This window comes from Paenibacillus sp. UASWS1643 (genome assembly GCF_008693195.1).
Classification (GTDB): Bacteria; Bacillota; Bacilli; order Paenibacillales; family Paenibacillaceae; genus Paenibacillus; species Paenibacillus amylolyticus_B.
On record NZ_VXKZ01000081.1, the window covers coordinates 1 to 21,872 of the forward strand.

Here is a 21,872-nt window from a genome sequence, read left to right on the forward strand (position 1 = left end):
TCTTCAGCAACTCTTATATAATATCATGTCCGAACCAACTTTGCAAGCTCTTTTTTTAAGTTTCTTTCGAAGCTTATATCGTTTGCTTGCCGCACCGTGTAAACCGTGTTTTCTTGGCCGGACTTAGAATATATCATGTACAAATTTCAATTGCAAGTCTTTTTTCAAAAAATATAATCAACCTACATCATCAGCGCAATATGTAATCTGACGCTCCTGTACTATAGAAATAACTCTCAGCATCCTCATTACAACGCTTCTAATATACTCATCCATTAAACATAACCAGGGAAGCCACCTCCACTGCGAATGCAGTGAACAATTTCTTGTGACTAGCCCTAGTTTTCGGAAATCTCAGTTTTCTTTCCTTCTATATAAATAAGAGAGTCATTCCTTGAGCGCAGCTTACACATTCCGATTCACTTCTCAGTGCTTACAATATGCGCTTACCGAGCAAAGAAGCGATCAGTTCCACACCAAGCCTTGCTGTATGTCTATTGTGATCAAGCAATGGGTTCACCTCAACCAGTTCCATCGACGTAACTTGATTCGTGGAAGCAAGTAGCTCTAATGCGTAATGTGCCTCTCGGTAATTCAAACCACCTGGCACTGGGGTACCCACACCCGGAGCTTCCCGCGGATCCAGACAATCCATGTCAAAGCTGACATGAATACCATCCGTCCCATCACCAGCTATAGCTATTGCCTCCTCAATAACTTGCTGTATTCCCATCCGGTCAATATCATGCATCGTAAATGCTCGGATTCCCAGTCCCTTAATCTGCTCTTTCTCATACTCATCCAGATCACGCAGACCAATATAGACCAAGTTGGACGGATCAATAAACGCGCCTGCTCCAGCAATGTGCGACAGATTGAATGCAGTATGCCCCAAGGATGCAGCCACACTCATCCCATGCATATTACCGGACAAGCTCCGTTCTTCCGTATTCAAGTCTGCATGCGCATCAAACCAGATCACCCCCAGATTAGAATAATGCGCAGTTAATCCGGCGAAAGTACCTATCGCTACACTATGATCTCCTCCAAGCACAAGCGGAAAGGCCCCCTCCTCTACCGCAACAGACACTTCATTAAATACGTTCTCGCTGACCTGACGTACTTCGTTTAAATATTTCACCCGATTCCGCTCAGTAGGAACAACCGGATCAATTGGACACTCTACCCGCACTTCTTTGGAAAGCACTAGCCCCAGGCTCGCGATCTCCCGCTTCAGTCCAGCTGTAATCAATTCATCAGGCCCCAACTCCGCGCCACCTCTTGCTCCACCGAGTCCGAAAGGAACCTTAATGATGGCAACATCGCGCCGCACAGAAATATGACTTGCATTAATAGTGGTATCTTGTATGCCATCAAGGACTTCATCATCATTTTTCATGTAGGTCAGCTCCTTCATTGGTTGTCAAAACCAGCTCAATTCTCTCCAATGCCCAGTCAATCTCGGACTCTTTAATCGTTAGTGGTGGAGCAAATCGAATGGTTGTCTCATGTGTTTCTTTACACAGCAGTCCAGTAGACATCAACCGCTCACAATAAGGACGGGCTGGTTCATGCAGTTCAACACCAATAAATAAGCCTTTCCCCCGAATATCCCGTATGACTGAACTGCGAATATCTCGAAGTCTTTTCATAAAATAGTTCCCCAGACGCTCCGATTGCTCGGCAAGCTTCTCATCTTCAAGAACTTTCAGAGCTGCTATAGCCACGGCGCAGGCGAGTGGGTTACCCCCAAACGTAGAACCATGAGACCCCGGCTCAAACAAATCCAGTATCTCCTCATCAGCAGCGATAGCCGAGATGGGTATGACTCCTCCCCCCAGCGCTTTGCCCATAATCCAGATGTCTGGTTCAACCCCTTCCCAGTCGGAGGCAAAACGGCGACCTGTTCTTCCAAATCCGGTCTGGATCTCATCAGATACAGTCAACACCTGCTGGCTCTTACACAGAGCAAAAGCTTCTGCCAAATATCCAGCAGGCGGGATAACAATTCCTGCCTCACCTTGAATGGGCTCTACAAGAAAGCCTGCTGTATTCGGTGTAATGGCTTGCTTCAGTGCTTCAATGTCTCCATAGGGAATAATTCGGAATCCAGGTGTGAACGGTCCAAAATCTTTTTTATACTCCGCCGAAGAAGAAAAAGACGTAACCGTCAGAGTTCTTCCATGAAAGTTACCAGAGCATACGATAATCTCGGCTTGATTCTCCGGTACACCTTTGCAACGATAAGCCCATCTACGTACCGCTTTTACCGCAGTCTCCACCGCTTCCGCTCCTGTATTCATGGCGAGAATCTTCGATTTCCCCGTGAATTGTGAGAGTTTCTGATAAAAAAGAGAAGCGGAGCTGCTGTGGAATGCCCGTGATGTCAACGTAACCTGATCTGCCTGATCCTTGAGCGCTTGTATGATCACAGGATGTCTGTGACCATGATTCAATGCAGAGTATGCACTTAACATATCCATATAACGTCGGCCTTCAGGGTCTTCCACCCATACCCCTTCCGCCTGTTCAATAACAATAGGTAGCGGATGATAATTAGGTGCAGCATAACGCTCCGACCAATCCATTAACATTTTGGAATCTGACATACACACCCAACACCTTTCCAAAATATTGTATACAAAATACAATAACAATGTATGCGATGCCATCGCCATTTACGACTACATCTCTCTTTTTCCACTCCGGCCTACTCCAAGCCTTTCTCGAATCCAATCCTTTATCAATAGTTAGCGAGAAGTAGACAGTCTACGTTCCAACCAAGAGAGCAAGTTGGCCAGTGTAAATGTGATTATAAAATAGAGGCCGGCGGCAACGAGCAGCGGAGCAAGCGGCTGGAACGTAACACCCTGAATCGTTCTGGCCGTGTATATAATCTCGGCTATGCCGATCATGGAGACAAGCGAAGAATCTTTAATGATAATAATGAATTCATTACCGATGGCTGGAAGCATGTTACGAAAAGCCTGCGGCAGTATAATATAGCGAAGTGTCATCCCGTGAGTCATACCAAGGGAGCGTGAAGTCTCGGTCTGTCCTTTATCAATCGCCTGAATCCCGGCCCTGAACACCTCCGCCATATAAGCCGAGCTATTCATCGTCAGAGCTACCACCCCCGACATAAATGCCGGCAAGTTCACACCTACAACCGTCAGACCATAATGGATAATAAGAATCTGTACGAGCATTGGTGTTCCTCGAATGAGTTCAATATACGCCGATGCCACAAATTTGATTGGCCATATTCGGGATAATCGCATTAATGCCATGATCACACCAAGTAACGTCCCAAACAGAACACCGAAGAATGAAAGCTCAAGCGTAACCCATGCACTTCGTGCATAATCTTGCCAATGATCTAATAGAAAGGAAAAATCTAAATTCACGGCATATCCCTCACTCGTCCGGTTTATTCGCCGAGCAACTCATTCGCTTCAACGACGAACCGTTCAATATCTCCGTTCGTTTTGAGCTTTTCCAATGTAGCGTTGATCTGATCCAGCAGTTTCTGACTACCCTTCTTCACCGCGATGGCCGAACCACCCTCGTCTTCAGCCTGTTCAATCTTCACACCTGCAATAACAAGCCCCTCTTGGTTCTTCACATACTGTTCAGCCACCGGCTTCTCCAGGATGAGTGCATCTACGCGCCCCGTCTGCAACTCCAGAATCAGTTCAGGTATTTTGGCCAGAGAAGTGAGCTTTGCTCCCTCTATTTCCTGAGCAATCCCTTCCTGAATGGAACTCTTTTGTACACCAACCTGCTTGCCTGATAGATCATTCACAGACTTTAATGCCGTACCTTCCCCATCTCTAACAAGTACAGCCTGCTCTGCATAATAGTAGATGTCCGTAAAATCAACATTCTTCTTTCGTTCTTCGGTAGGGGTTAAGCCTGATATTACAAAATCAACCTTATCTGTACCGAGAGCCATAAGAAGGCCATCAAAGTCCATATCCTCAATCTTCAGCTCGGCTCCCAGATCAGCCGCAATTGCTTTCGCAATCTCGATGTCGAAACCTACAATGGTATCTTTACCATCGATTTTCTTATGAAATTCATAGGGTGCATAGTCCGCACTGGTTCCAAGTACAATTACTTCCTTTTCCGCAGAGCTACTGCCCGAAGACGAAGCAGCGTCTGATCCGGTTCCTGTCATTTTTTCCTGCCCACATGCGGACATGAATACAACCACTAACAACAGCATCATTGGCAAAAGCACTTTTTTCACACATCATACCCCTATTCTTTTTTTGAATGAGTAACATAATAATTTGTATACAATATACATAATACAATATATGGACTTATATGTAAGTAATACTAACAAACATTCTGGTTTATCACAATCATTATTTAAACATTTATACGCTTTAATTCCATAAAATGCACTATATATAACACAGCATTTACATCGGCTGAAACATGAAGTTTGCTTGCCCAACTCCCCCCTCGGTGTTAAGATGATAAAAACTTGAAACTCCTGAACGGCGCGTGCAGTACGGCCTCACACCCATCTATTTATTCACTATACATAGAAAGGAGGATTCGGTATGGAGGTACCCAAATACCGGTCCTTGAAAGATCACGTATACGATTACATTGCCCAGAAGATTCAGGACGGGACGTTACTTCCCAACCAGAAGATCAACGAAGCCGAAATATGCAAAAAGCTGGACATCAGTCGCACACCTACCCGTGAGGCGCTTTTTCAGTTGGCTTCAGACAATCTACTACAATACATCCCACGCAGGGGATTTATTGTCACTCCTTTTGATGCAGGCAAAAAACTGGAGTTTTCCCAAGCAATCGGTGTGCTGGAGGCACTTGCTGCCACACTTGCAGCAGACCATCTCAGACCATCTGAACTTTTGGAGATGGAAACTCTGGTTGTCCGAATGGACGAAGATATCAGTCAGCTTGATCTTGCTGCCTACAACAAGAACCAATATCAATTCCATAATCTGTACATTCAGCGATGCGGTAACGCCACAGTCATTGAGATGTTAAACACATTGAAGAACAGTTTCATCCGGCAGTCGTATGTTAGTGATAATAAGCCTAAGCTGTCTGAGGTACTGCTCGAAGTTAATGAAGAGCACCGGCAAATTTTAAGTGCTTTTCGAGCCAAAGATAAGAACCAACTGGAAGCCCTGCTCAAACACCACTGGCGGATTATCGATAACGATATGCTGTAGTACGTTCTGTCAGAACAAACAAAGGCAACCCACACGATTGTGTGAGTTGTCTTTTTCCTATCTTTCCTTTTTGACCTCCAACGGTGCCCTAGCCGCAAAAACAGCATATCCCAACTTTTTGCCGTATTTCGCGAGCAAACGATCATTGGTTTGACTCATTCGCTGCATACGTTCATCCTCAAACCAATTCATATCGATCTCGCGATGTGGATCATGATCAACGCCCCATTTTCCCATGGATCGCGAATGTTCCTTGACCTCTACCTTGGTGAAACCACAATGCTTGAGGCGTTTTCTCCATGCTGTGGCCGTTACCAGAGTTTGTATACCGTAAAATTGCTTTAACCTGCGACACATCAATTCGGTCTTCTGGCCTGATAGAACCATCTCCCGATCCACTAAAAGTCCACCAGGCTTCAACACCCTTCTATACTCAGCAAGTGCACTCCGCCATGGGGTGAAGATCGTGACCGACTCCACGAATACCACGTCAAAATGGTTTTCCGGAAAAGGTAACGATGCTACATCAGCCTGAACAAATCGAACATCCACCTGTTCTCGTCTCGCTCTCCGAACTGCCTTATCCAGCATATTGAGATGAAGATCAATCGCAGTTACCCGATATCCACTTTTAGCTAAGTAACACGCAGTCCTTCCAGTACCGCACCCTATCTCAAGAATATGACTACCCAAAGGCAGAGATAAGCCATCCAGCAACTTCAGTGTTGCCAAAAATCCTCCAGGATGGGCACTTCCCTCCCCTAACCGAGCCAGCATGTCATGATAATCCACGCGATACCCCCTCCTCACTCCTCCCAGTGTATGGAGCAGATTCAAAAACGGCTCCTCCCCATTCGATTTTCCGGGTACTCGTCCATACCAATTGCTCTTCTTTTTACTATGATATACAAACCGTTGAATTCAAGCGGCAACCGCATCTAATGAGGAGGATTTTGCATGTACAGAATTAACCCGGTATGTGAAGAAACGGTTTCTCCGCACGTTGGACGTTCCGTTTGTCTCGTTATGAACGACGGTAAGCATATGTATGGTACGCTTAGTCAATGTCGTGATGGCAAAGTTTATTTGAACGGATGTTTCGAGGGACCACGGCTGTGTTCAGTCAAATCCAAACAGCAGCTGGTAAAAAGCAGCAAGAAAAACGCTGTTGCATCAAAGAAAGTTAAATCTTCGGCCTACGGTCCATATGGATATGGAGGATACGGTGGGGGTTACGGCTACGGCGCAGGAATCGATCTGGCTCTGGTAGCAACATTATTTCTGCTGCCATTCCTGTTCATCTAAACTCAATCTAGACGTGGTACAATTGTAGTCACAACAAAGACCCTTTTTGCAATAAGCAAAAAGGGTCTTTATCTTTTCATACGATTCCCGTCAATTAAAGTATACTTTCTGTAAAAAAAGATACAAAAAAAGGCATTCGCTAAAACGAATGCCGGGAACTTCATATTTAATACCCTTACCTTCGCACAGGGTGTCTGTTTGATCTTAAAAAAAAACACCTCGTTAGAGGCGGGTAAGCTATGTTAAATCCGATTTCCTTTAGGCATCGTTTTCAGATTACTATTCGAATTCTCAAGCAATGGTAGCATCCTAGTCGTGCTGACCATCTCAGAAGCACATATCGGACAAGTAGGTACGTTATCAAACGCAAAATTGTCCCGCATCCATCCTTTGCACGTATCACTCGTACATTCCCAGATTGCCGCATCAGCTTGTGGAATCTCTTCCAACGGTTTTTTGCGATTATACATGACTTCTACCCCCTTTGTTATGGAAAAACATCTAACCGACGTTATTTCACAGAAGCCTACACTTAGCGGAAGTTTTACGTACCACCGAACTTCTGTCTCGACAACTATTGGGTCGACTTTTATATAACTAATCAAAAAAAAGAAGCTGCCTTTACCATTATAACATGTTAAAGGCAGCTATGCTTTAATTACAGTTTTACAACTTCTTCTGCTTGAGGACCACGGTTTCCTTGTACAATTTTAAATTGCACGCGTTGACCTTCGTCCAGCGTTTTGAAGCCTTCGCCTGTAATAGCGCTGAAGTGTACGAATACATCTTCTCCGCCTTCAACTTCGATGAAACCGAAGCCTTTATCAGCGTTGAACCATTTTACTGTTCCGTTTTGCATGTGAATTACACCTCCAAATAAAGATTAACATGTTCCTTTGTTCTTTGCAGCAAGCAAATAAAAATTCACACATTGAAAAAGGTACCAGTCATAAACCTATAAGTGATCGCCCTTTACAATATATGAATTAGGTTTTCCACTCTCTACAACTTGTTTTTATTATAACTCCATTTCAGCCAAAAAGCAAATCTTTGTATTTTCTTTTCAAACAGCTTTGGAAATACATGTTATTACCACGCGTGGGGCCAGGGTTTATCACGCTTATGTGCCTGGTCGCTTGTGTACGGTCTTATGAAAGGATATGCAGATCTAATCCATCTTATACATTTTTTATATAATATTCTGACATGCATATCCAACACAACCAATGAATCATCTTACTCCAGTATAACACACTATGTCCATGCCCACATAAATGCATCCCGATCCCAGGCGATCTGCCCACGATGAAGCTTTCGGAAAGCCTTCTTCACTTCCTTGGACAATGATGTATTGCCGTTCTCGTTCACAAAAACAAATTCTTCACCAAAATGGGTCTTCACATATTCTATGGCAGCTTCCTGATGAAGTGTTCCTGTGAATTTAATCTCCTGTACCATCCATTCTGCCACACCTTGTGCTGTCTTCTCCACTATATCACCTACTGTCTAAGCCTAATGTACGGATAGGCAGACCTCGTATCATGAACATATCTGTCTTCCCGCCAGACTGAAGTATACCATGATCCAACTGCTGACGGGAAACTGTATGATCGATAACTACTTTCAAGCAATACCCGCAATACTCTTAATGAACAACCGTATTCGCTTGCTCACTCCCTTTGGAAGGAATAGATGAATTTGTTCGAATGCTCCACACCAACCATGCACAGTAAGCAATCAGTACTGCCAGTATAAACAGATCGTAAGGAAGTGTACCTGTATCCTCCAGATCATTCCCTAAAAATTGAATCAGATTATGTATGAAATGAAACAATATAAGCGGTACGATATTTCCGTTCTTCAACATCAATAACGCAAGTACAGCTCCCAAGAGCAGCGCATAGATCAATTGCATGATCGTATCCGTTATATCCTGACCAGACAATGCGTTCAGTAGATGTGTAATCGAAAACAATATGCTGGAGGTCACAACTGCGGCCCCTGCACTTTTTTGAAGCAATGTTTTGAAAATAAGTCCACGATATATCGTTTCCTCTACAAAAGCTACGAGCAAGGTAAAAAAGATCAAAAAGGCTACCCGTGACAAGCTCAGTTCCCCAAATCCTTTCAGGGCAAGTGTACCCAGTACAAGGAGTAGTGGAATATAATACTTTGCATGGCCAGCTGGGATGCTTCGCAAAGATCGGAAGCCAGTCTCTCTCCACTTTCGCCTTAACGTCAGATAGATCATCAGAACAATGGCGATGGGTGTAAAGGAAATGAGTACAGGGGAAGTGTAGTCAAGTTGCCTTATCGTTGCAATGGCCCCTGCAGCAAATACGGCTAACAGGAGAAGCAGCTCAATAATTACAACGGTGAGCACGGGTTTGCGCTCGGAAAAGGAATGTTTTGGATTGGATTGCGCATTAATCATACATTTACCTACCTCGTTTCATTTATGTTTTCCGTTGTCATAAGAACTTATATGCCAATATAGTTGTATCACATCATCCGTATATTGAATATCCCTATTATGGATAAAACTATAAAAGTAACAAAAAAGAGACTTATCCTGACTTCTTTTCCCCTAAAATCAGGTATGGCTTATACCTTTATCTGTCCATTATAGTATTACAAGAGTTCAAAGCTGCAGGGGTGTGGCTACTCTTCAACGTCATATATCTATGAAGTACCCATTAACGATAGTTTCACAATGCATAATGAAATCAGGGGGATACTATGAAAGCATTCTTTCAGCGCTGGGGGCATTTACTGGCTATTCTGTGCATACCGCTCCAAGGCTCAATTTACGTTTTTTTAGGCAGCAACACCGGTAGTGATGTATTTTACAATTATGCTTGGATTGATACACAGATTCCTTTTCTCAAAGAATTTATTTATCCGTACATTAGCTGGATGCCCATTCTGTATCTTGGATTTCTCTATTTGGGTCTGACGAACAAGTCGCTATTCTGGCGTACGCTGATTACCTATAATGTTGGTGTCATCGCTGCCAATGTCTGTTTTGCGGTGTTCCCTACCCATGTCCCGCGCCCGGAGGTCGGCGGAACTGATCTGAGCAGCGTGTTAGTGCAGTTTATTTATACAAATGATGCGCCCTTCAACTGTTTCCCAAGTGTTCACGTTCTGACCAGCTACTTGCTGTTTATTGTGATCAATAGACACTTGAACTTTAAGCCTTTGGCACGGATTTCTTGGTCGGTATGGCTGTGGTTGATTATTGCTTCGACGGTGTTTGTAAAACAGCATTCCTTGCTGGACATCGCCGGCGGCATTTTGTTTGCGGAGGCCGCGTATTGGACTGTACATGTCTTTGCTCTTCGTCTTGGGCAGGCACGAAAAAAAGGCAAGCAACCACTCACAGCTTCTAACCCAAGCAGTCATGTATAACGACATTTATATATGTAACAGGTGGGATGATGATCCTGCTATACAGCAAAAGAGGGCATAGGCCCTCTTTTTTTGTACTCATTTTAATTAAACCTACTTATATGGAAGAACTTTATTTGGGTTGGACTACGCGTTTCATGCTATAGGTGGACGTTCATGAAGAAGGTCAGACGGTGGACTTCCGGTTATACGTTTGAATATGCGGTAAAAATAAGACAGATCCCGGTAGCCGAGAAATTCGGCAATTTCCTGGATGGAGAGTTGTGACTCGGTGAGCAGATATATGGCTCGTTTCATCCGTTGATCATGAACATATTGACTGATGGTCTGATTTGTCATGCTTTTGAACAATGCGGCAGCATAATTGGGAGTTTTATTAATCTCGTCCCCGAGTTCTTCCTTCGTTACTTTCTCCCGATAATGCCGCTCAATATATCGCTTCATCCGTTCAACATGATTATGCCTCTCTGGCGGGATAACTCCACGATCAAGCTCCCTGTTCATATAAATCAACACTTCCATCAATAAGGCTTGGCTCATCATGACATAATAAGACGGACGCTCCTGCCATTGTTGATAAATAGCGCTCATGCGTTGATGGATCAGCTCATAACATCCAGGTTTATGCCGCAAAGCCTCATACCGTTCCAGTGCAGGCAGAGTTTCCATATGGTCGCGTTGCAGTTGAATTACAATCTGTGTGTGCGTTACTGTAGGAATACTCTTGCCGTAGTATGGGGTACCACCTGGAATGAGGAGCAATTCACCCTTTTCCATGATCTGTTTATCACCGTTCACCCAATATACACATTTTCCATAAGTAACCAAGCTAAGCCGCCAAGTTTCTTGAGATTGCACAGCTTCTTCGTACCAACCGACACCATTAATATGTCGTACTTCAAGTGGAGTGACCATAACACACCTCATTATCGGACTATACTCTAATCATTGTACTATAGTTCATACCCTGATTCGACAGAAAACGCTACAATACACATATAAGCTTAAATATGAGGAGGAAATCAGCATGTTAAAAACAAAAATTATTTGTACCATGGGACCTGCTTGTGACTCAATCGAATTGTTAAAAGTAATGATTCAGGAAGGTATGACTGTTGCTCGTCTGAACATGGCTCATGGCGAACTGGAAGATCACGTGACACGGATTAACAATATCCGTAAAGCAGCTTCCGAACTGAACACCTATGTACCGATCATGATGGACATCAAAGGGCCGGAAGTACGTATCGGTAAACTGAAAGAAGCATCCTGCCATCTGCAAGCGGGTAAAGAGCTGATCCTGACTACCGAAGAAATTCTCGGTGACGCTGAGCGTATCTCGGTAAACTATCCAGAACTGAACCTCGTTGTGAAACCTGGCGATCGTATCCTCATCGATGATGGCCTTGTGGATCTGACTGTACTGTCTGTGGAAGGATCCGATATCCATTGTAAAATCATCAGTGGCGGCATTCTGAAACCACGCAAAGGGGTTAACTTGCCAGGAATCAAAACGACATTGCCAGGTGTAACCGAGCGTGACGTTATGCACATCGGATTTGGGATCGAAAACGATATCGAAATTATCGCAGCATCCTTTGTTCGTAAAGGTGACGACATCCGTGAAATCCGCAGCATTTTGAAAGAACGCGGTGTAGACCACGTACAGATCATCTCCAAAATTGAAAACCAGGAAGGTATGACTAACCTGGACGATATCATTGAAGCATCTGACGGCATCATGGTAGCTCGTGGAGATCTCGGGGTTGAAGTACCGATTGAAGACGTGCCAATGATGCAAAAAGAAATGATCGACAAATGTAACCGCGCGGGTAAACCGGTTATCGTAGCTACACATATGTTGGAGTCCATGCAAGTGAACCCACGCCCTACTCGTTCCGAGGTAAGTGACGTAGCTAACGCTGTACTTCAAGGTGCAGATGTTGTGATGTTGTCCGGTGAATCGGCTGCTGGTAAATATCCGGTACAATCCGTGCGCACGATGGCTGCGGTTGCTCGCCGTGCTGAAACGATGATCGATTACAAAGAGCAATTCGCACAAAAATCGGCTCAACAGATCGCTGATATTACTGAAGTTATCAGTCAGGGCGCTGTAAGTTCTTCCCTCGTACTGAATGCAAAAGCAATCATCACTTCGACTGAGAGTGGATTCACAGCACGCATGATCTCCAAATATCGTCCAAAAGCGCCAATCATCGCAGTTACACAACATGAAGAAGTATTGGCGAAAATCTGCCTGCTCTCCGGTGTTATCCCGGTTATGGGCGACAAAGTAACCACAACGGATGAAATGTTCGAGTCGGCTACGCGTAACGCAATCAAAACTGGTTACATCGAAAAAGGTGACATCATTGTATTGTCAGCGGGTGTTCCAATCGGTCAATCCGGTAATACAAACCTGATCAAAGTTCAACAAGTTTAATTCAATAGCTGAAACTGAAGCTATACACCTTGGTTATAGATAGAAATACAAAAATCCACCGAGAGCAGAAATGCATCCCGGTGGATTTTATGTTGATGATGTGTGCCAATGATCGTGATGTTACAACAAACGGCTACGAGATTATAGATTCCGCGAGTAATTAACCAGATCCTGTGACATTGTGTTGATCTCATCCATTGAAGCATTCACCTGTTGTGTCAGGGCAGCCTGATTTTGCGTTAATGTGGACATATTACCGATATGTTCAAGAATCTGATCAATCAATGTTTTCATCTTCTGCATGCTATCCTCGATATTTACTGTGGCCTCCGAACTGTGATCAGCCAGTTTCCGCACTTCACCTGCAACGACGCCAAATCCCAGTCCCAGCTCTCCCGCTCGAGCAGCTTCAATTGCTGCATTCAACCCCAGCAGATTGGTCTGACTGGCAATCTCTCGAATAAACACGGTAATATTCTTCGTATCATCTGCACTGCTTTTCACTTGAATAGCTGCATCGGCAGATAACTCCTGTGCAGTAACCAGATCCTGTGCCTGATCGGTGATCGAGTTGATTCCACGTACCATCTCGCCAATGGACTCCGACAATTGTTTTGTTTTCAGATTCATGGCTTCCACGATCTGTTCCTTATTCTTCTCATGGGTAACATCTCGAATGGTTCCAGCTACACGGAGTGGTACTCCATCCTGATCCCTGATGGTCTCCCCACCCGCGTGATACCAACGATACTCCCCGTCTTTGCGTTGCAGACGATAATCCAGATCGTACGGTGTACGACCACTGTAATCGTTCATATGTCTGGCAAATTCGTTGATCGTCCGATCATGGTCTTCCGGATGAAGTCGGCTGCTCCAGCTGCTGAACACATTCGGGAAATCCTGCTCGTCTTTAAACCCTAATTCTCTACGGAACTGAGGTGACCACCAAAATTCGTTATTTGGATTAACCACATCTCCAGCTACAACGGTCATATCCCACGGTGCCTCCACCAAAGCGCGGTTAACCAGATCATATCGGGTGACGAGTGCTTCTAGCTCATCAGACTTGCTCTTCTCCTCATGAATATCAAACATAATGCCCAGAAGTTTGACTGGAACTCCAGCCTGATTTCGTATGACTTGTCCAAGGCATCGGAACCAGCGAATTTCTCCACTTTTTGTAATCATACGGCTGATGACGTTATAGGCAGTTGTTGCTTTTGTGTCATTCACATGTTTCATAATCTCCTGCACCAGTTGGGGTCTGTCATCCGGATATATCGATTTCGCCCAGCTTGCAAATGAATCGGGATAATCCTTGGCATTATGGAAGCCTAACATTTGGCGGAATTCATTCGAAAATGAAACGATATTATTGTTATCCAGTGGATCACCAGCAACGATTTCAGATTCCCATAATCCCACATTCATCGCCTGATTCAGCATTCTAAGGCGCATTTCCACTTTTTTGTTCTGAGCTTTCATCATATGTACTGCTTTTTTGATATTACTAGCTATTTCATCGGTATCCTGAAACTCAATGCCATCTTCGATCCATGCGTCATAGTCACCCTTTTCTGCGTTTGCTACCAGTTTACGACTATACTCCAGTAAATTCTGATGCGCATCTATACGAAGGTGTTTGGTCGATTCAGTACGTTTACGAAACATGCTCATTTCTCCTCTTAGCTCATATGATATATATTTCGACATTATCAGACATTAAGTGTAGAGCTATGGTCTTAATTTTGCATAAAAACAAGAACCAGCGCTAAATCAGCACTGGTTCTTATATTAAATGCCTTTATTTTTTATGAAAATAAATCTTAAATGACTGCCTCTAACCAGCTACCAGCCAAAATTCAGTGTTTTCCCCGTCTCCACCCACGTTTTGATGCTGCTTAGAATCATCCACCAGCTACTCTGTGCATTCGCAATGGAAGGATGGTTATCTGTAAATTGATCATTGATCAGCGTCAGCTTCGTACACTCACCTACAGTTTCCAACTGGAAGACTACTCTGGATTGAAGCTCGGCATGATTCGCATGGTACGACGGTCCGGGATGCTCCTGATAACTAAGTCTGGACAACGGTTCAAATTCCAATATATCTCCATACACATGGACAGTCTCCGCACCATCATTACCTGGTCCTACATAAGCAAACGGCTGACCTGGTTGGAAATTGGTGCGGAGTTCGCTGCCGAAAAAACTATTCCGTGTGCCGTCTGGTGATATTAGAGCATTCCACACATCTTCCAGTCCTGCATTGATATAGAATTCATATTTCAGTTCCATGGACTCACTCCCTTTATGTATTGGATAAGCGATCTGCCAAGCTCGCACTCCTATCCTAACGTTATACCCCAAAGGCCGTATTGTAAAAACGCGACAACAGGTAAAATATAAGCTCTTTATTTTTTAGCAGTGTTATACCCTGATCCAAACGGATTGCGCCCATATAGTGCTTTCCCAGAAGATCAGATATACTAAACTGGAATGAAATAACAGGACTGTTCAAGGTGATGAGACAGAATCAGAAAGGAAATGAGACATGAGTCAAACAACGAATATTATGGGCATCCCCTTTCCTAATGTAACAATGAATCAAACGGTTGCAATCCTTGGTGAAGTTGTAGATCAGGAAAACAATAAACTATTCCATGTCATCACAGGCAATCCCGAGATTGTTATGTCCTGTCAACAGAATGCCTCTCTTCGCAAAATCGTCGATCAAGCCGGGTTGGTTACGGCTGACGGTGCTGGCATTGTGATGGTATCCCGTTTTCGGGGCGGACAATTAACTGAACGGGTAACGGGTTGTGATCTGCTGTTTCGTTTATTGGAGGAAGGCGATCAAAAACACTGGTCATTCTACATGCTGGGAGCAGAGGAAAACGTAAGTGAACAGGCCGTGAAAGTTATTGCGCAACACTACCCCGGAGTTATCGTAAAAGGTAGACACCATGGTTATTTCCGAGCAGATGAGGAACAACAGATTGTGGAAGAGATTTGTACTGCTCAACCAGACTTCCTTATCGTGGCTCTTGGCGCACCCCATGCGGAACACTGGATTAACAAGTATCGTCACCAGTTGAACGCTCGTGTAGCCATAGGTGTAGGAGGCAGTCTCGATATCGTGGCCGGCAAAACCAAACGTGCCCCTGCGATATGGCAGAAGCTTAACCTGGAATGGCTCTATCGCCTCCTCAGTCAACCTTCGAGATGGCGCAGGCAACTCATTTTACCCCGTTTTGCTGTGCGGGCAATGTTGTTCAGAGAACCTAAATAATATGAGATGAGCAGGAGGGATGATTCGGATGAACCAGGTAGAACAAGGAGACAGACCAAGTATGGGCCTGTTGAATCTGAATGAAGGTGATCATAAATATCAACTGACGCGCCACGCTCCTTCCGAAGCACTTCGCCCTTTTGTTAAACATTACTGGATCGTATCGTGGGATCTGACTGGACTTGAACCGTATCCCCAACATGTCGTGCCTAACCCCTGTGTTAATCTGGTTGTGGAACGAAACAATACGTTTTTCTTCGGACCATCGGGACGTAAATTCTCCTATCTTGTGAGCGGGAAAGGTCGTGTATTTGGCGTGAAGTTCAAACCAGGAGGGTTCTATCCCTTCCTCCGCGCTCCTGTCTCATCATTGTACGGACAGCCGATGGATGTCTCAAGTATTCTGGACGTCACAGCGGAATCCTTGGAAGACCGGCTTCTTGGGGCGGGGGATGATGCGGATAAAACCAGTTACATCGACCAACTATTATGTGCACACCTTCCTGCTGAAGATGCTCAAGCGAGAATGGTTTACGATATTGTACAACAGATTGAACAGAACCGGGAGATGCTGAGAGTAGATGATCTGTCTTCCTATTGGAATATGCATACCCGAAAGCTTCAACGCCTGTTCAATCAGTATGTGGGCATCGGACCCAAAACCGTAATCAAGTTGTATCGTCTGCAAAATGCTGCAGAATGGATGGACCGCGGTCTTCACTGTGACCTGATTAAGCTATCTCAGGATCTTGGATATCATGATCAATCCCATTTCATCCGAGATTTCAAGTCCATTATTGGCAGTACACCAGAGGAATACTTACACTCTAGACATCCGCATGGTGAGCGCCGAGGGCTGATCAATTAGAAACCTGTCCTGAAAATCAGGACAGGTGAATGACTTCTATGGTATCCCCCGTGTGAATTACACCTTCCCGTTCAACCGAGCACACAATCCCACGTTTTTTGCGAGCCGCAGGCACGAATTTTTTGCGCAAACCGTCCTGTTCGTAGAATTGTTCAATCATTTTCCCCGGATGTACACAGGGAACGTTCTCCCCTTCACATATTAACCCTGTCCCGTTTGGAAATAGGAGCCGCGTTCCAGCAGGCAGTTCCGTCAATCGATCAATGCCACGGACCAGTATATTGGCACCAAGCCACTCTGGACGCACTTCAGAAATGTTCATTTTCTCAGCAATAAGAGCACATTCTTCCTCGGACACAATACTGATCTGGCGGCGATTCGCAATCGGTGTACCGCGCTTGTAGATTTTCTGACGCGAGTCCGCCGGACGAAGCAGACCATAATGACGGTCACCTGGAATTCCTGCAAGCTCAATGTCGATAAAAGGTACAACTCGGGTCACAAATGTGGATGGATCATCAGCCAACAAGACAAATTGAACTGTTCCCATAATAATCTCCTCCCTTTCCTGAGCAATCACTTCTTTATTGTTCATTATTACCCAATGAATGGATTGTCGACAATCGGCGTATGCTTAGCTTTGTAACCATTTTTTTAATTTCAAAATCATAACTCAACTGGAAAACGATAAATATTTTTAATAATACGCAATTAAATTGTTACAAATTAAATTTGCTCTTTCCGTTCTTGTTGCAAACATTTATACTAGGATGGACAAGTAAATAAATTACATATCAGAAAGCAAGGTGTTTCCTTTGATTAGTATCATTTTTGTAGCTCTTGTAGCTGTCGAACACTTCTATATCATGGTGATGGAGATGTTTATGTGGACTCGTCCACGCACAATGAAAACCTTTAATCTCACGCCGGAATTCGCCAAATCCACCAAATCTCTCGCGGCCAATCAAGGTCTCTACAATGGATTTCTTGCGGCAGGTCTGATCTGGGGACTCGTATATCCGGATGCTGCCGTTGGACAGCATATTCAGATTTTCTTCCTGGCGTGTGTGATCATCGCGGCTCTTTATGGAGGAGCAACTTCTTCACGGTCGATCATTATCAAACAAGGTTTGCCTGCGATCATTGCGTTGTTGCTAGTTCTGTTCCTGTAATTTCTGTCGAATGGTGCATTGCTTCGATTCATGTTAACTCCTTTATGGTAAGGTAGTGAATAGATAGCAGTGTACAATGACCAGAATCGTTCTGGAATTGGAAGGAGAACATGTCATGGGATTGTTTGACAAGCTTCGGCGGCGCAAAAAGGAGAAGGTACCTGCAGGTGGTGCTGTCGAATCGACGAATTACAGTGAAACCATCGTGGGTTTTGTCCTGCTGGAGCGTGACGATTGTGATTTTGACCTCTTCATCAGGAACATGAAGAACGAATGGGATATCGAGATTGAAGAACGCCCGGAGGAGGGCAATCTCTTTTTCGAAGTGAATGGGATGCAGGTGGTATGTGCTCACATTGCTGCGCCTGTGCCTGATCGTGAAGTTGAGGAGAATGCCAAACTCAACATCCTTTGGCGAGAAGCGGAGCAAGTTACCTCACGGCACCAGTCTCAGATTATTGTCTCTGTTCTGAACGCATCAAATGCTATTGATGGACATGTTCTGTTCACTCAAACAGCGAGTGCCTTGTTACAGTTGGATCACGCGCTGGCCATATACATGGCCCCACTTGTTGTTGAAGCCAGTCAATATGTCGAAACCAGCCGTGGGATCAAACATGATGAGTTGCCAGTCTCGCTCTGGATTTTCATCGGACTATTCCAAAATGCCGAAGGCGCCTCAGCCTACACTTACGGACTACGTAACTTTGGAAAAGAAGAGATGGAGATTATGCAATCGTCGGAGTCCTTAAGCGATGTATTTGAGATGATGTTTATGACCACAACGTATGTGGTTGAGAACGACGTCACACTGCATGATGGGGAAACACTAGGCTTCTCGGCAGAACAAAAGCTGAGCATTTCTCTTTCCAAAGGTGTAGCAACGGAAGGTAACAGTTTGAAGATTGGCTTCTAATATAAGTAGTTATCTTAACTTTATCGTGTCACAGTTATAGAAGCCGTCTGGAGTTCATACTCTAGGCGGCTTTTAGCTATTCAACCTTCCTCCCAATGACGATATGATAACAATCCCTGAATTTAACTCCCCTAGGAAAAAGTAGTCCATAAGAACCACTATATTGTGAATTCAGTTTTCATTCTCGTTATAAAAAGGTATAATTAATAGGCTTATAGTCTCATATATTACATATTATTTTATTATCGAGGAGTTGCCTATATGTCTGTTAGACGTTTGGATTCAACTAAACCTATTATTGAAATTATCTGGGAAGGTATTGTTTCTCCAGAACATGTCGAACAAACAAATACAGAAATCCAGAGCATAGCGGAACAATTGGGAAATTCGTTTGATGTGCTCGTGGACATGAGAAATATGAAGGCATTTCCCCAGGATACAAAAGAAAAAATTGTGGAACATCAGAAATTACTGACACAGTGGGGTATGCAGCGAGCCAGTGTAGCCGTAGGTGGTGCGATCGCCAAAATGCAATTGAATCGGATTTCCAAAGAATCGGCGCACCAGACTGAATTCCAATGGGAAACGTATGACGAGGCTTTGGCATTTTTGTTGAAATAATATTGAAGTGATACGGCGTAAGTATAAAGAGAGCTACCTATGCTTTACCTTGCACACAGAAAGAGGCGTTCCCCATGAGGAAGCGCCTTTTCTTTTGCAGTTCCACTTAGCTTACTCAGTTTTGCCAGTGATCCGAACGCTCATCATTTAAGATTCAAGTTCACTTACACGCACCATCGTTACCGATGTACCATTTAGGGACTCCTCCACGAATCCTAACCGCCTATATAAGCGAATCGCTTGGTTATCCGGGTCAACACTGAGCGAGACTGCTTCAATTCCCCGCCGTTCAACCTCATCTAATGCGGTCTGAAGCAGTAAGGTACCTACTCCTTTTCCACGTGCATCTTGTGTTACAGCCATCCCCATCTCTGGCGTAGCTGCATTCACATAACCGTATCCCGCATTCTGATCCGTATAGAATCTTAATGTTATTGAACCTAGTCTCTTGCCCTGCTGGTCAACTGCAACATATCCGAAATCCCCTTCTCTCCCCCAATCTTCAACGTATTTGGACAGTCCGGGAGTATGAATACTTTCGATTGGAAAAGGTTCATCACCTTCTCTTCTATGCAGGGATGCGTATAACATCTCCCACAGAAAGGGGATATCCTGTTCTTTAACAGGTCGTACATAATAGTTGGTTATGATGGTCATGTTTGCTCCTCCTTCAGCTTTCCAAAAAGGCGGTCCATCTCATTCAGATCAAACTCATTGGTAATCTCGTAGTCCTCAAGTTGGTCTCTCGTTTTCGCCTCGCTGTAGATGGAGATGGACTTTTCATTATGAAACGTCAGTCCGAATCCATCGGTAAAGCGACCTTCTTTATTAATGGTAAGTCGCCACTCATAGTAATGCGGATTCCTTTCGGAAACGTCGAATTCCCCTACTCTTTTAAGTTCAACATCCTTTAATAGCTTCAGCATGTCTCTAATCTCTTTGGGATCTGTAATCGTTATTTCATCATCTTCATTATCCGGATCTGTACTTGATATTTTCCTAATCGTCAGTCGATCCAATGTATCCAGCATCGTCATATGATCTGTGACCTCTGCTCGAAACGTCGTATGTTTGCTGGGGATATACATAGTATATTGACCAGAGGTATACATACGCACTGCAATAGCTAAAAAAACAATAATCATGGCGGTACCCATAATCATCTTGATTTGTCTACTCATCCCAATCCCCTCTCTATATCTACACAAAACATATAAATTGGTAATTATTGATATATTCCAGTATAACATCTCACTCTTTCTGTTCCAATGTCATTTCTTATCTCTGGTTCCTCAATTACGATGACGTTTTGGGCTAAACTAAAAATGAACAAGCCGCATTCTCCCATAGGGTGAACGCGGCTTGTTCATTTAACTTTGTTATATTGTTTTATTACCTATTCAGAACCAGGTAAGACGCTAACCCTTATCCCGAGCCATGAATATGACACGCGTAGACTTGGCCTCACGTCTGTTCAGCGTACGCCGAAAACTATTTGTTTTCAGCCCAATACACGGCCTGCTGATTCTCGGATAACCAGCTCAGGCTTCAGGACAATCTTCTGCGGTTCTTTTTGCTCATCCTTTAATTCTTCAATCAACAGATCTACAGCGCGATGCCCCAGTTCTTCAATTGGCTGGGCAACAGTCGTAAGCGGTGGACTGGTTACCGAAGCCAGAATGGTATTATCAAACCCGATAATTGACACATCCTCTGGCACACGTAGCCCCAGCTCTTTGGCTGCCTGAAGAGCACCGATGGCCTGAATGTCATTACAACAGAACAAACCTGTTGGGTGATCATTCTCACCGAGCAGCAGTAGCGCCTCTTTTTTGGCCGAACTCAGGTCAGCTGCGGATTCTCGGATCTGAGTCGGTTCCAACGTATGACCTGCCTTAATTAGTCTTTCACGGAATCCGCGTACACGTTCCTGACTGCTGCTGACTTTGGACGGTTCCGACAGTACGGCTACACGGGTGTGCCCAAGTTCAAGCAGATGCTGTGCTGCGAGTGCTCCGCCAAGTATGTCGTCAATGGTGACCGTATGTACCGATAGGGATGGCATATGACGGGCAATCAGAGCTACAGGGATGGACTGCTGCAAGAGGGGTGACAAAATTTCGGCATTATCGATTCCGGTTCCGATCATCATGCCATCGACCCTTTTTTGCTGGAGCAGATTCAGATAACGCTCTACCCGCTCGTCCTTATTATCCGTACTGCAGATGACCACGCTGTAACCCAATTGACGGCTTCGATCCTCGACCGCTCTGGCGAGTTCTGCGAAATACGGGTTTGAGATATCCGGTACGAGCAGCCCCAATGTATACGTCTGCTTCCCTGTAAGTGCAGCTGCGATCGCGCTGGGTTGATAATGAAGGCGTTCCATGATCTCCATAATCTCAGCGCGCCGCTTCTCGCTGATCTTGCCTTTGCCATTAATGACCTGCGAGACGGTTGCAATGGATACACCCGCCTCGCGTGCTATATCGTATATGGTTGCTTTCATTGTTTTTCCCCATTTGTGCTATATATAAATTTTGTTATACATAGATAATTGTTCTCTTCTCATTATGCAGGGGGAAGTCTGCATACGCAACTTGAAGCCAGCACAATGTGCGTAGC

25 protein-coding genes are annotated in these 21,872 nt (G+C 44.4%); 9 read left to right on the top strand and 16 right to left on the bottom strand.

The genetic code is table 11. From position 1 onward, the window contains the following. Positions 1-433: 433 nt before the first annotated feature. From rocF to FE296_RS00655, 4 genes are all read right to left on the bottom strand, one after another. The gene (rocF, locus tag FE296_RS00640) at positions 434-1,399 is read right to left on the bottom strand and encodes an arginase (RefSeq protein ID WP_190944977.1); all 966 of its coding nucleotides are present in this window, start codon (positions 1,397-1,399) and stop codon (positions 434-436) included. Then, positions 1,389-2,609 carry an ornithine--oxo-acid transaminase gene (locus FE296_RS00645; protein WP_150364020.1) on the bottom strand — a complete coding sequence of 407 codons (1,221 nt, stop codon included), beginning with the start codon at positions 2,607-2,609 and terminating at the stop codon, positions 1,389-1,391. The genes rocF and FE296_RS00645 overlap by 11 nt, the downstream gene beginning before the upstream one ends. A 141-nt stretch (positions 2,610-2,750) precedes the next feature. Continuing rightward, a complete protein-coding gene (locus FE296_RS00650; protein ID WP_150364021.1) occupies positions 2,751-3,407 on the bottom strand; it encodes an amino acid ABC transporter permease in 657 nt (218 codons plus the stop codon). A gap of 23 nt (positions 3,408-3,430) precedes the next feature. After that, entirely contained in the window at positions 3,431-4,252 is an 822-nt protein-coding gene (locus FE296_RS00655; RefSeq protein ID WP_150364022.1) for a transporter substrate-binding domain-containing protein, read from the bottom strand. A 322-nt stretch (positions 4,253-4,574) separates the two neighbouring features. Here FE296_RS00655 and FE296_RS00660 point away from each other — a divergent pair, with 322 nt between their 5' ends. Beyond that, positions 4,575-5,219: a GntR family transcriptional regulator gene (locus FE296_RS00660; RefSeq protein ID WP_036671927.1), complete on the top strand. Its 645-nt coding sequence runs from the start codon at positions 4,575-4,577 to the stop codon at positions 5,217-5,219. Between the two features lie 57 nt (positions 5,220-5,276). Here the strand turns inward: FE296_RS00660 and FE296_RS00665 are convergent, their stop codons facing one another. Next, the gene (locus FE296_RS00665) at positions 5,277-6,011 is read right to left on the bottom strand and encodes a class I SAM-dependent methyltransferase (RefSeq protein WP_150364023.1); all 735 of its coding nucleotides are present in this window, start codon (positions 6,009-6,011) and stop codon (positions 5,277-5,279) included. Between the two features lie 165 nt (positions 6,012-6,176). On the opposite strand from FE296_RS00665, the gene FE296_RS00670 reads away from it, so the two are divergent. After that, complete coding sequence (locus FE296_RS00670; protein ID WP_124118878.1) at positions 6,177-6,524, top strand: hypothetical protein; 348 nt, start codon at positions 6,177-6,179, stop codon at positions 6,522-6,524. A 242-nt stretch (positions 6,525-6,766) separates the two neighbouring features. On the opposite strand, the gene FE296_RS00675 is transcribed toward FE296_RS00670, so the two are convergent. From FE296_RS00675 to FE296_RS00690, 4 genes are all read right to left on the bottom strand, one after another. After that, a complete protein-coding gene (locus FE296_RS00675; RefSeq protein WP_017691121.1) occupies positions 6,767-6,994 on the bottom strand; it encodes a cold-shock protein in 228 nt (75 codons plus the stop codon). A gap of 188 nt (positions 6,995-7,182) precedes the next feature. Continuing rightward, complete coding sequence (locus FE296_RS00680; RefSeq protein WP_024633772.1) at positions 7,183-7,383, bottom strand: cold-shock protein; 201 nt, start codon at positions 7,381-7,383, stop codon at positions 7,183-7,185. Between the two features lie 395 nt (positions 7,384-7,778). Beyond that, entirely contained in the window at positions 7,779-8,015 is a 237-nt protein-coding gene (locus FE296_RS00685) for a DUF6953 family protein (RefSeq protein WP_036607962.1), read from the bottom strand. 154 nt (positions 8,016-8,169) lie between these two features. Beyond that, a complete protein-coding gene (locus FE296_RS00690; protein WP_150364024.1) occupies positions 8,170-8,958 on the bottom strand; it encodes a CPBP family intramembrane glutamic endopeptidase in 789 nt (262 codons plus the stop codon). Positions 8,959-9,263: 305 nt separating this feature from the next. Between FE296_RS00690 and FE296_RS00695 the strand changes: the two genes are divergently transcribed. Further along, positions 9,264-9,935, top strand: a complete 672-nt coding sequence (locus FE296_RS00695; protein WP_150364025.1) for a phosphatase PAP2 family protein — start codon at positions 9,264-9,266, stop codon at positions 9,933-9,935. Positions 9,936-10,070: 135 nt separating this feature from the next. Here FE296_RS00695 and FE296_RS00700 read toward each other — a convergent pair whose 3' ends face one another. Next, a complete protein-coding gene (locus FE296_RS00700; protein WP_047841163.1) occupies positions 10,071-10,850 on the bottom strand; it encodes a helix-turn-helix transcriptional regulator in 780 nt (259 codons plus the stop codon). Between the two features lie 112 nt (positions 10,851-10,962). Between FE296_RS00700 and pyk the strand changes: the two genes are divergently transcribed. Further along, positions 10,963-12,378, top strand: a complete 1,416-nt coding sequence (pyk, locus tag FE296_RS00705) for a pyruvate kinase (RefSeq protein WP_062838171.1) — start codon at positions 10,963-10,965, stop codon at positions 12,376-12,378. Positions 12,379-12,519: 141 nt separating this feature from the next. Here pyk and FE296_RS00710 read toward each other — a convergent pair whose 3' ends face one another. Together FE296_RS00710 and FE296_RS00715 are read right to left on the bottom strand one after the other, a co-directional pair. After that, positions 12,520-14,049, bottom strand: coding sequence for a methyl-accepting chemotaxis protein (locus tag FE296_RS00710; RefSeq protein ID WP_150364026.1), 1,530 nt, complete (start codon positions 14,047-14,049; stop codon positions 12,520-12,522). Positions 14,050-14,226: 177 nt separating this feature from the next. Next, a complete protein-coding gene (locus tag FE296_RS00715) occupies positions 14,227-14,676 on the bottom strand; it encodes an SRPBCC family protein (RefSeq protein ID WP_150364027.1) in 450 nt (149 codons plus the stop codon). A 256-nt stretch (positions 14,677-14,932) separates the two neighbouring features. Here FE296_RS00715 and FE296_RS00720 point away from each other — a divergent pair, with 256 nt between their 5' ends. Both FE296_RS00720 and FE296_RS00725 read left to right on the top strand, forming a co-directional pair. Continuing rightward, complete coding sequence (locus tag FE296_RS00720; protein WP_124118884.1) at positions 14,933-15,670, top strand: WecB/TagA/CpsF family glycosyltransferase; 738 nt, start codon at positions 14,933-14,935, stop codon at positions 15,668-15,670. Between the two features lie 28 nt (positions 15,671-15,698). Beyond that, the gene (locus tag FE296_RS00725) at positions 15,699-16,538 is read left to right on the top strand and encodes a helix-turn-helix transcriptional regulator (RefSeq protein WP_150364028.1); all 840 of its coding nucleotides are present in this window, start codon (positions 15,699-15,701) and stop codon (positions 16,536-16,538) included. Positions 16,539-16,554: 16 nt separating this feature from the next. Here FE296_RS00725 and FE296_RS00730 read toward each other — a convergent pair whose 3' ends face one another. Then, positions 16,555-17,088, bottom strand: a complete 534-nt coding sequence (locus FE296_RS00730) for an MOSC domain-containing protein (RefSeq protein WP_150364029.1) — start codon at positions 17,086-17,088, stop codon at positions 16,555-16,557. Positions 17,089-17,353: 265 nt separating this feature from the next. Here FE296_RS00730 and FE296_RS00735 point away from each other — a divergent pair, with 265 nt between their 5' ends. The 3 genes from FE296_RS00735 (at position 17,354) to FE296_RS00745 (ending at position 19,247) form a co-directional block, all read left to right on the top strand. Next, the gene (locus tag FE296_RS00735) at positions 17,354-17,710 is read left to right on the top strand and encodes a DUF1304 domain-containing protein (RefSeq protein ID WP_036608019.1); all 357 of its coding nucleotides are present in this window, start codon (positions 17,354-17,356) and stop codon (positions 17,708-17,710) included. A 76-nt stretch (positions 17,711-17,786) separates the two neighbouring features. Further along, entirely contained in the window at positions 17,787-18,626 is an 840-nt protein-coding gene (locus tag FE296_RS00740) for a DUF4261 domain-containing protein (RefSeq protein WP_150364030.1), read from the top strand. Between the two features lie 261 nt (positions 18,627-18,887). Beyond that, the gene (locus FE296_RS00745) at positions 18,888-19,247 is read left to right on the top strand and encodes a hypothetical protein (protein WP_150364031.1); all 360 of its coding nucleotides are present in this window, start codon (positions 18,888-18,890) and stop codon (positions 19,245-19,247) included. A gap of 147 nt (positions 19,248-19,394) precedes the next feature. On the opposite strand, the gene FE296_RS00750 is transcribed toward FE296_RS00745, so the two are convergent. The 3 genes from FE296_RS00750 to FE296_RS00760 all read right to left on the bottom strand — a co-directional run bounded on the left by FE296_RS00750 (position 19,395) and on the right by FE296_RS00760 (position 21,756). After that, positions 19,395-19,904, bottom strand: a complete 510-nt coding sequence (locus FE296_RS00750) for a GNAT family N-acetyltransferase (RefSeq protein ID WP_150364032.1) — start codon at positions 19,902-19,904, stop codon at positions 19,395-19,397. Continuing rightward, the gene (locus tag FE296_RS00755) at positions 19,901-20,428 is read right to left on the bottom strand and encodes a hypothetical protein (protein WP_150364033.1); all 528 of its coding nucleotides are present in this window, start codon (positions 20,426-20,428) and stop codon (positions 19,901-19,903) included. Before FE296_RS00755 ends, FE296_RS00750 begins: the two co-directional genes overlap by 4 nt. Positions 20,429-20,748: 320 nt before the next feature. Continuing rightward, positions 20,749-21,756: a LacI family DNA-binding transcriptional regulator gene (locus FE296_RS00760; RefSeq protein ID WP_124118891.1), complete on the bottom strand. Its 1,008-nt coding sequence runs from the start codon at positions 21,754-21,756 to the stop codon at positions 20,749-20,751. Between the last annotated feature and the right edge of the window lie 116 nt (positions 21,757-21,872).

Coding starts and splice junctions, on each gene's coding strand:
- rocF (WP_190944977.1), bottom strand. CDS start 1,399: ATGAAAAATGATGATGAAGTCCTTGATGGCATACAAGATACCACTATT.
- FE296_RS00645 (WP_150364020.1), bottom strand. CDS start 2,609: ATGTCAGATTCCAAAATGTTAATGGATTGGTCGGAGCGTTATGCTGCA.
- FE296_RS00660 (WP_036671927.1), top strand. CDS start 4,575: ATGGAGGTACCCAAATACCGGTCCTTGAAAGATCACGTATACGATTAC.
- FE296_RS00670 (WP_124118878.1), top strand. CDS start 6,177: ATGTACAGAATTAACCCGGTATGTGAAGAAACGGTTTCTCCGCACGTT.
- FE296_RS00675 (WP_017691121.1), bottom strand. CDS start 6,994: ATGTATAATCGCAAAAAACCGTTGGAAGAGATTCCACAAGCTGATGCG.
- FE296_RS00680 (WP_024633772.1), bottom strand. CDS start 7,383: ATGCAAAACGGAACAGTAAAATGGTTCAACGCTGATAAAGGCTTCGGT.
- FE296_RS00690 (WP_150364024.1), bottom strand. CDS start 8,958: ATGATTAATGCGCAATCCAATCCAAAACATTCCTTTTCCGAGCGCAAA.
- FE296_RS00695 (WP_150364025.1), top strand. CDS start 9,264: ATGAAAGCATTCTTTCAGCGCTGGGGGCATTTACTGGCTATTCTGTGC.
- FE296_RS00700 (WP_047841163.1), bottom strand. CDS start 10,850: ATGGTCACTCCACTTGAAGTACGACATATTAATGGTGTCGGTTGGTAC.
- pyk (WP_062838171.1), top strand. CDS start 10,963: ATGTTAAAAACAAAAATTATTTGTACCATGGGACCTGCTTGTGACTCA.
- FE296_RS00710 (WP_150364026.1), bottom strand. CDS start 14,049: ATGTTTCGTAAACGTACTGAATCGACCAAACACCTTCGTATAGATGCG.
- FE296_RS00715 (WP_150364027.1), bottom strand. CDS start 14,676: ATGGAACTGAAATATGAATTCTATATCAATGCAGGACTGGAAGATGTG.
- FE296_RS00720 (WP_124118884.1), top strand. CDS start 14,933: ATGAGTCAAACAACGAATATTATGGGCATCCCCTTTCCTAATGTAACA.
- FE296_RS00725 (WP_150364028.1), top strand. CDS start 15,699: ATGAACCAGGTAGAACAAGGAGACAGACCAAGTATGGGCCTGTTGAAT.
- FE296_RS00730 (WP_150364029.1), bottom strand. CDS start 17,088: ATGGGAACAGTTCAATTTGTCTTGTTGGCTGATGATCCATCCACATTT.
- FE296_RS00740 (WP_150364030.1), top strand. CDS start 17,787: ATGACCAGAATCGTTCTGGAATTGGAAGGAGAACATGTCATGGGATTG.
- FE296_RS00745 (WP_150364031.1), top strand. CDS start 18,888: ATGTCTGTTAGACGTTTGGATTCAACTAAACCTATTATTGAAATTATC.
- FE296_RS00750 (WP_150364032.1), bottom strand. CDS start 19,904: ATGACCATCATAACCAACTATTATGTACGACCTGTTAAAGAACAGGAT.
- FE296_RS00755 (WP_150364033.1), bottom strand. CDS start 20,428: ATGAGTAGACAAATCAAGATGATTATGGGTACCGCCATGATTATTGTT.
- FE296_RS00760 (WP_124118891.1), bottom strand. CDS start 21,756: ATGAAAGCAACCATATACGATATAGCACGCGAGGCGGGTGTATCCATT.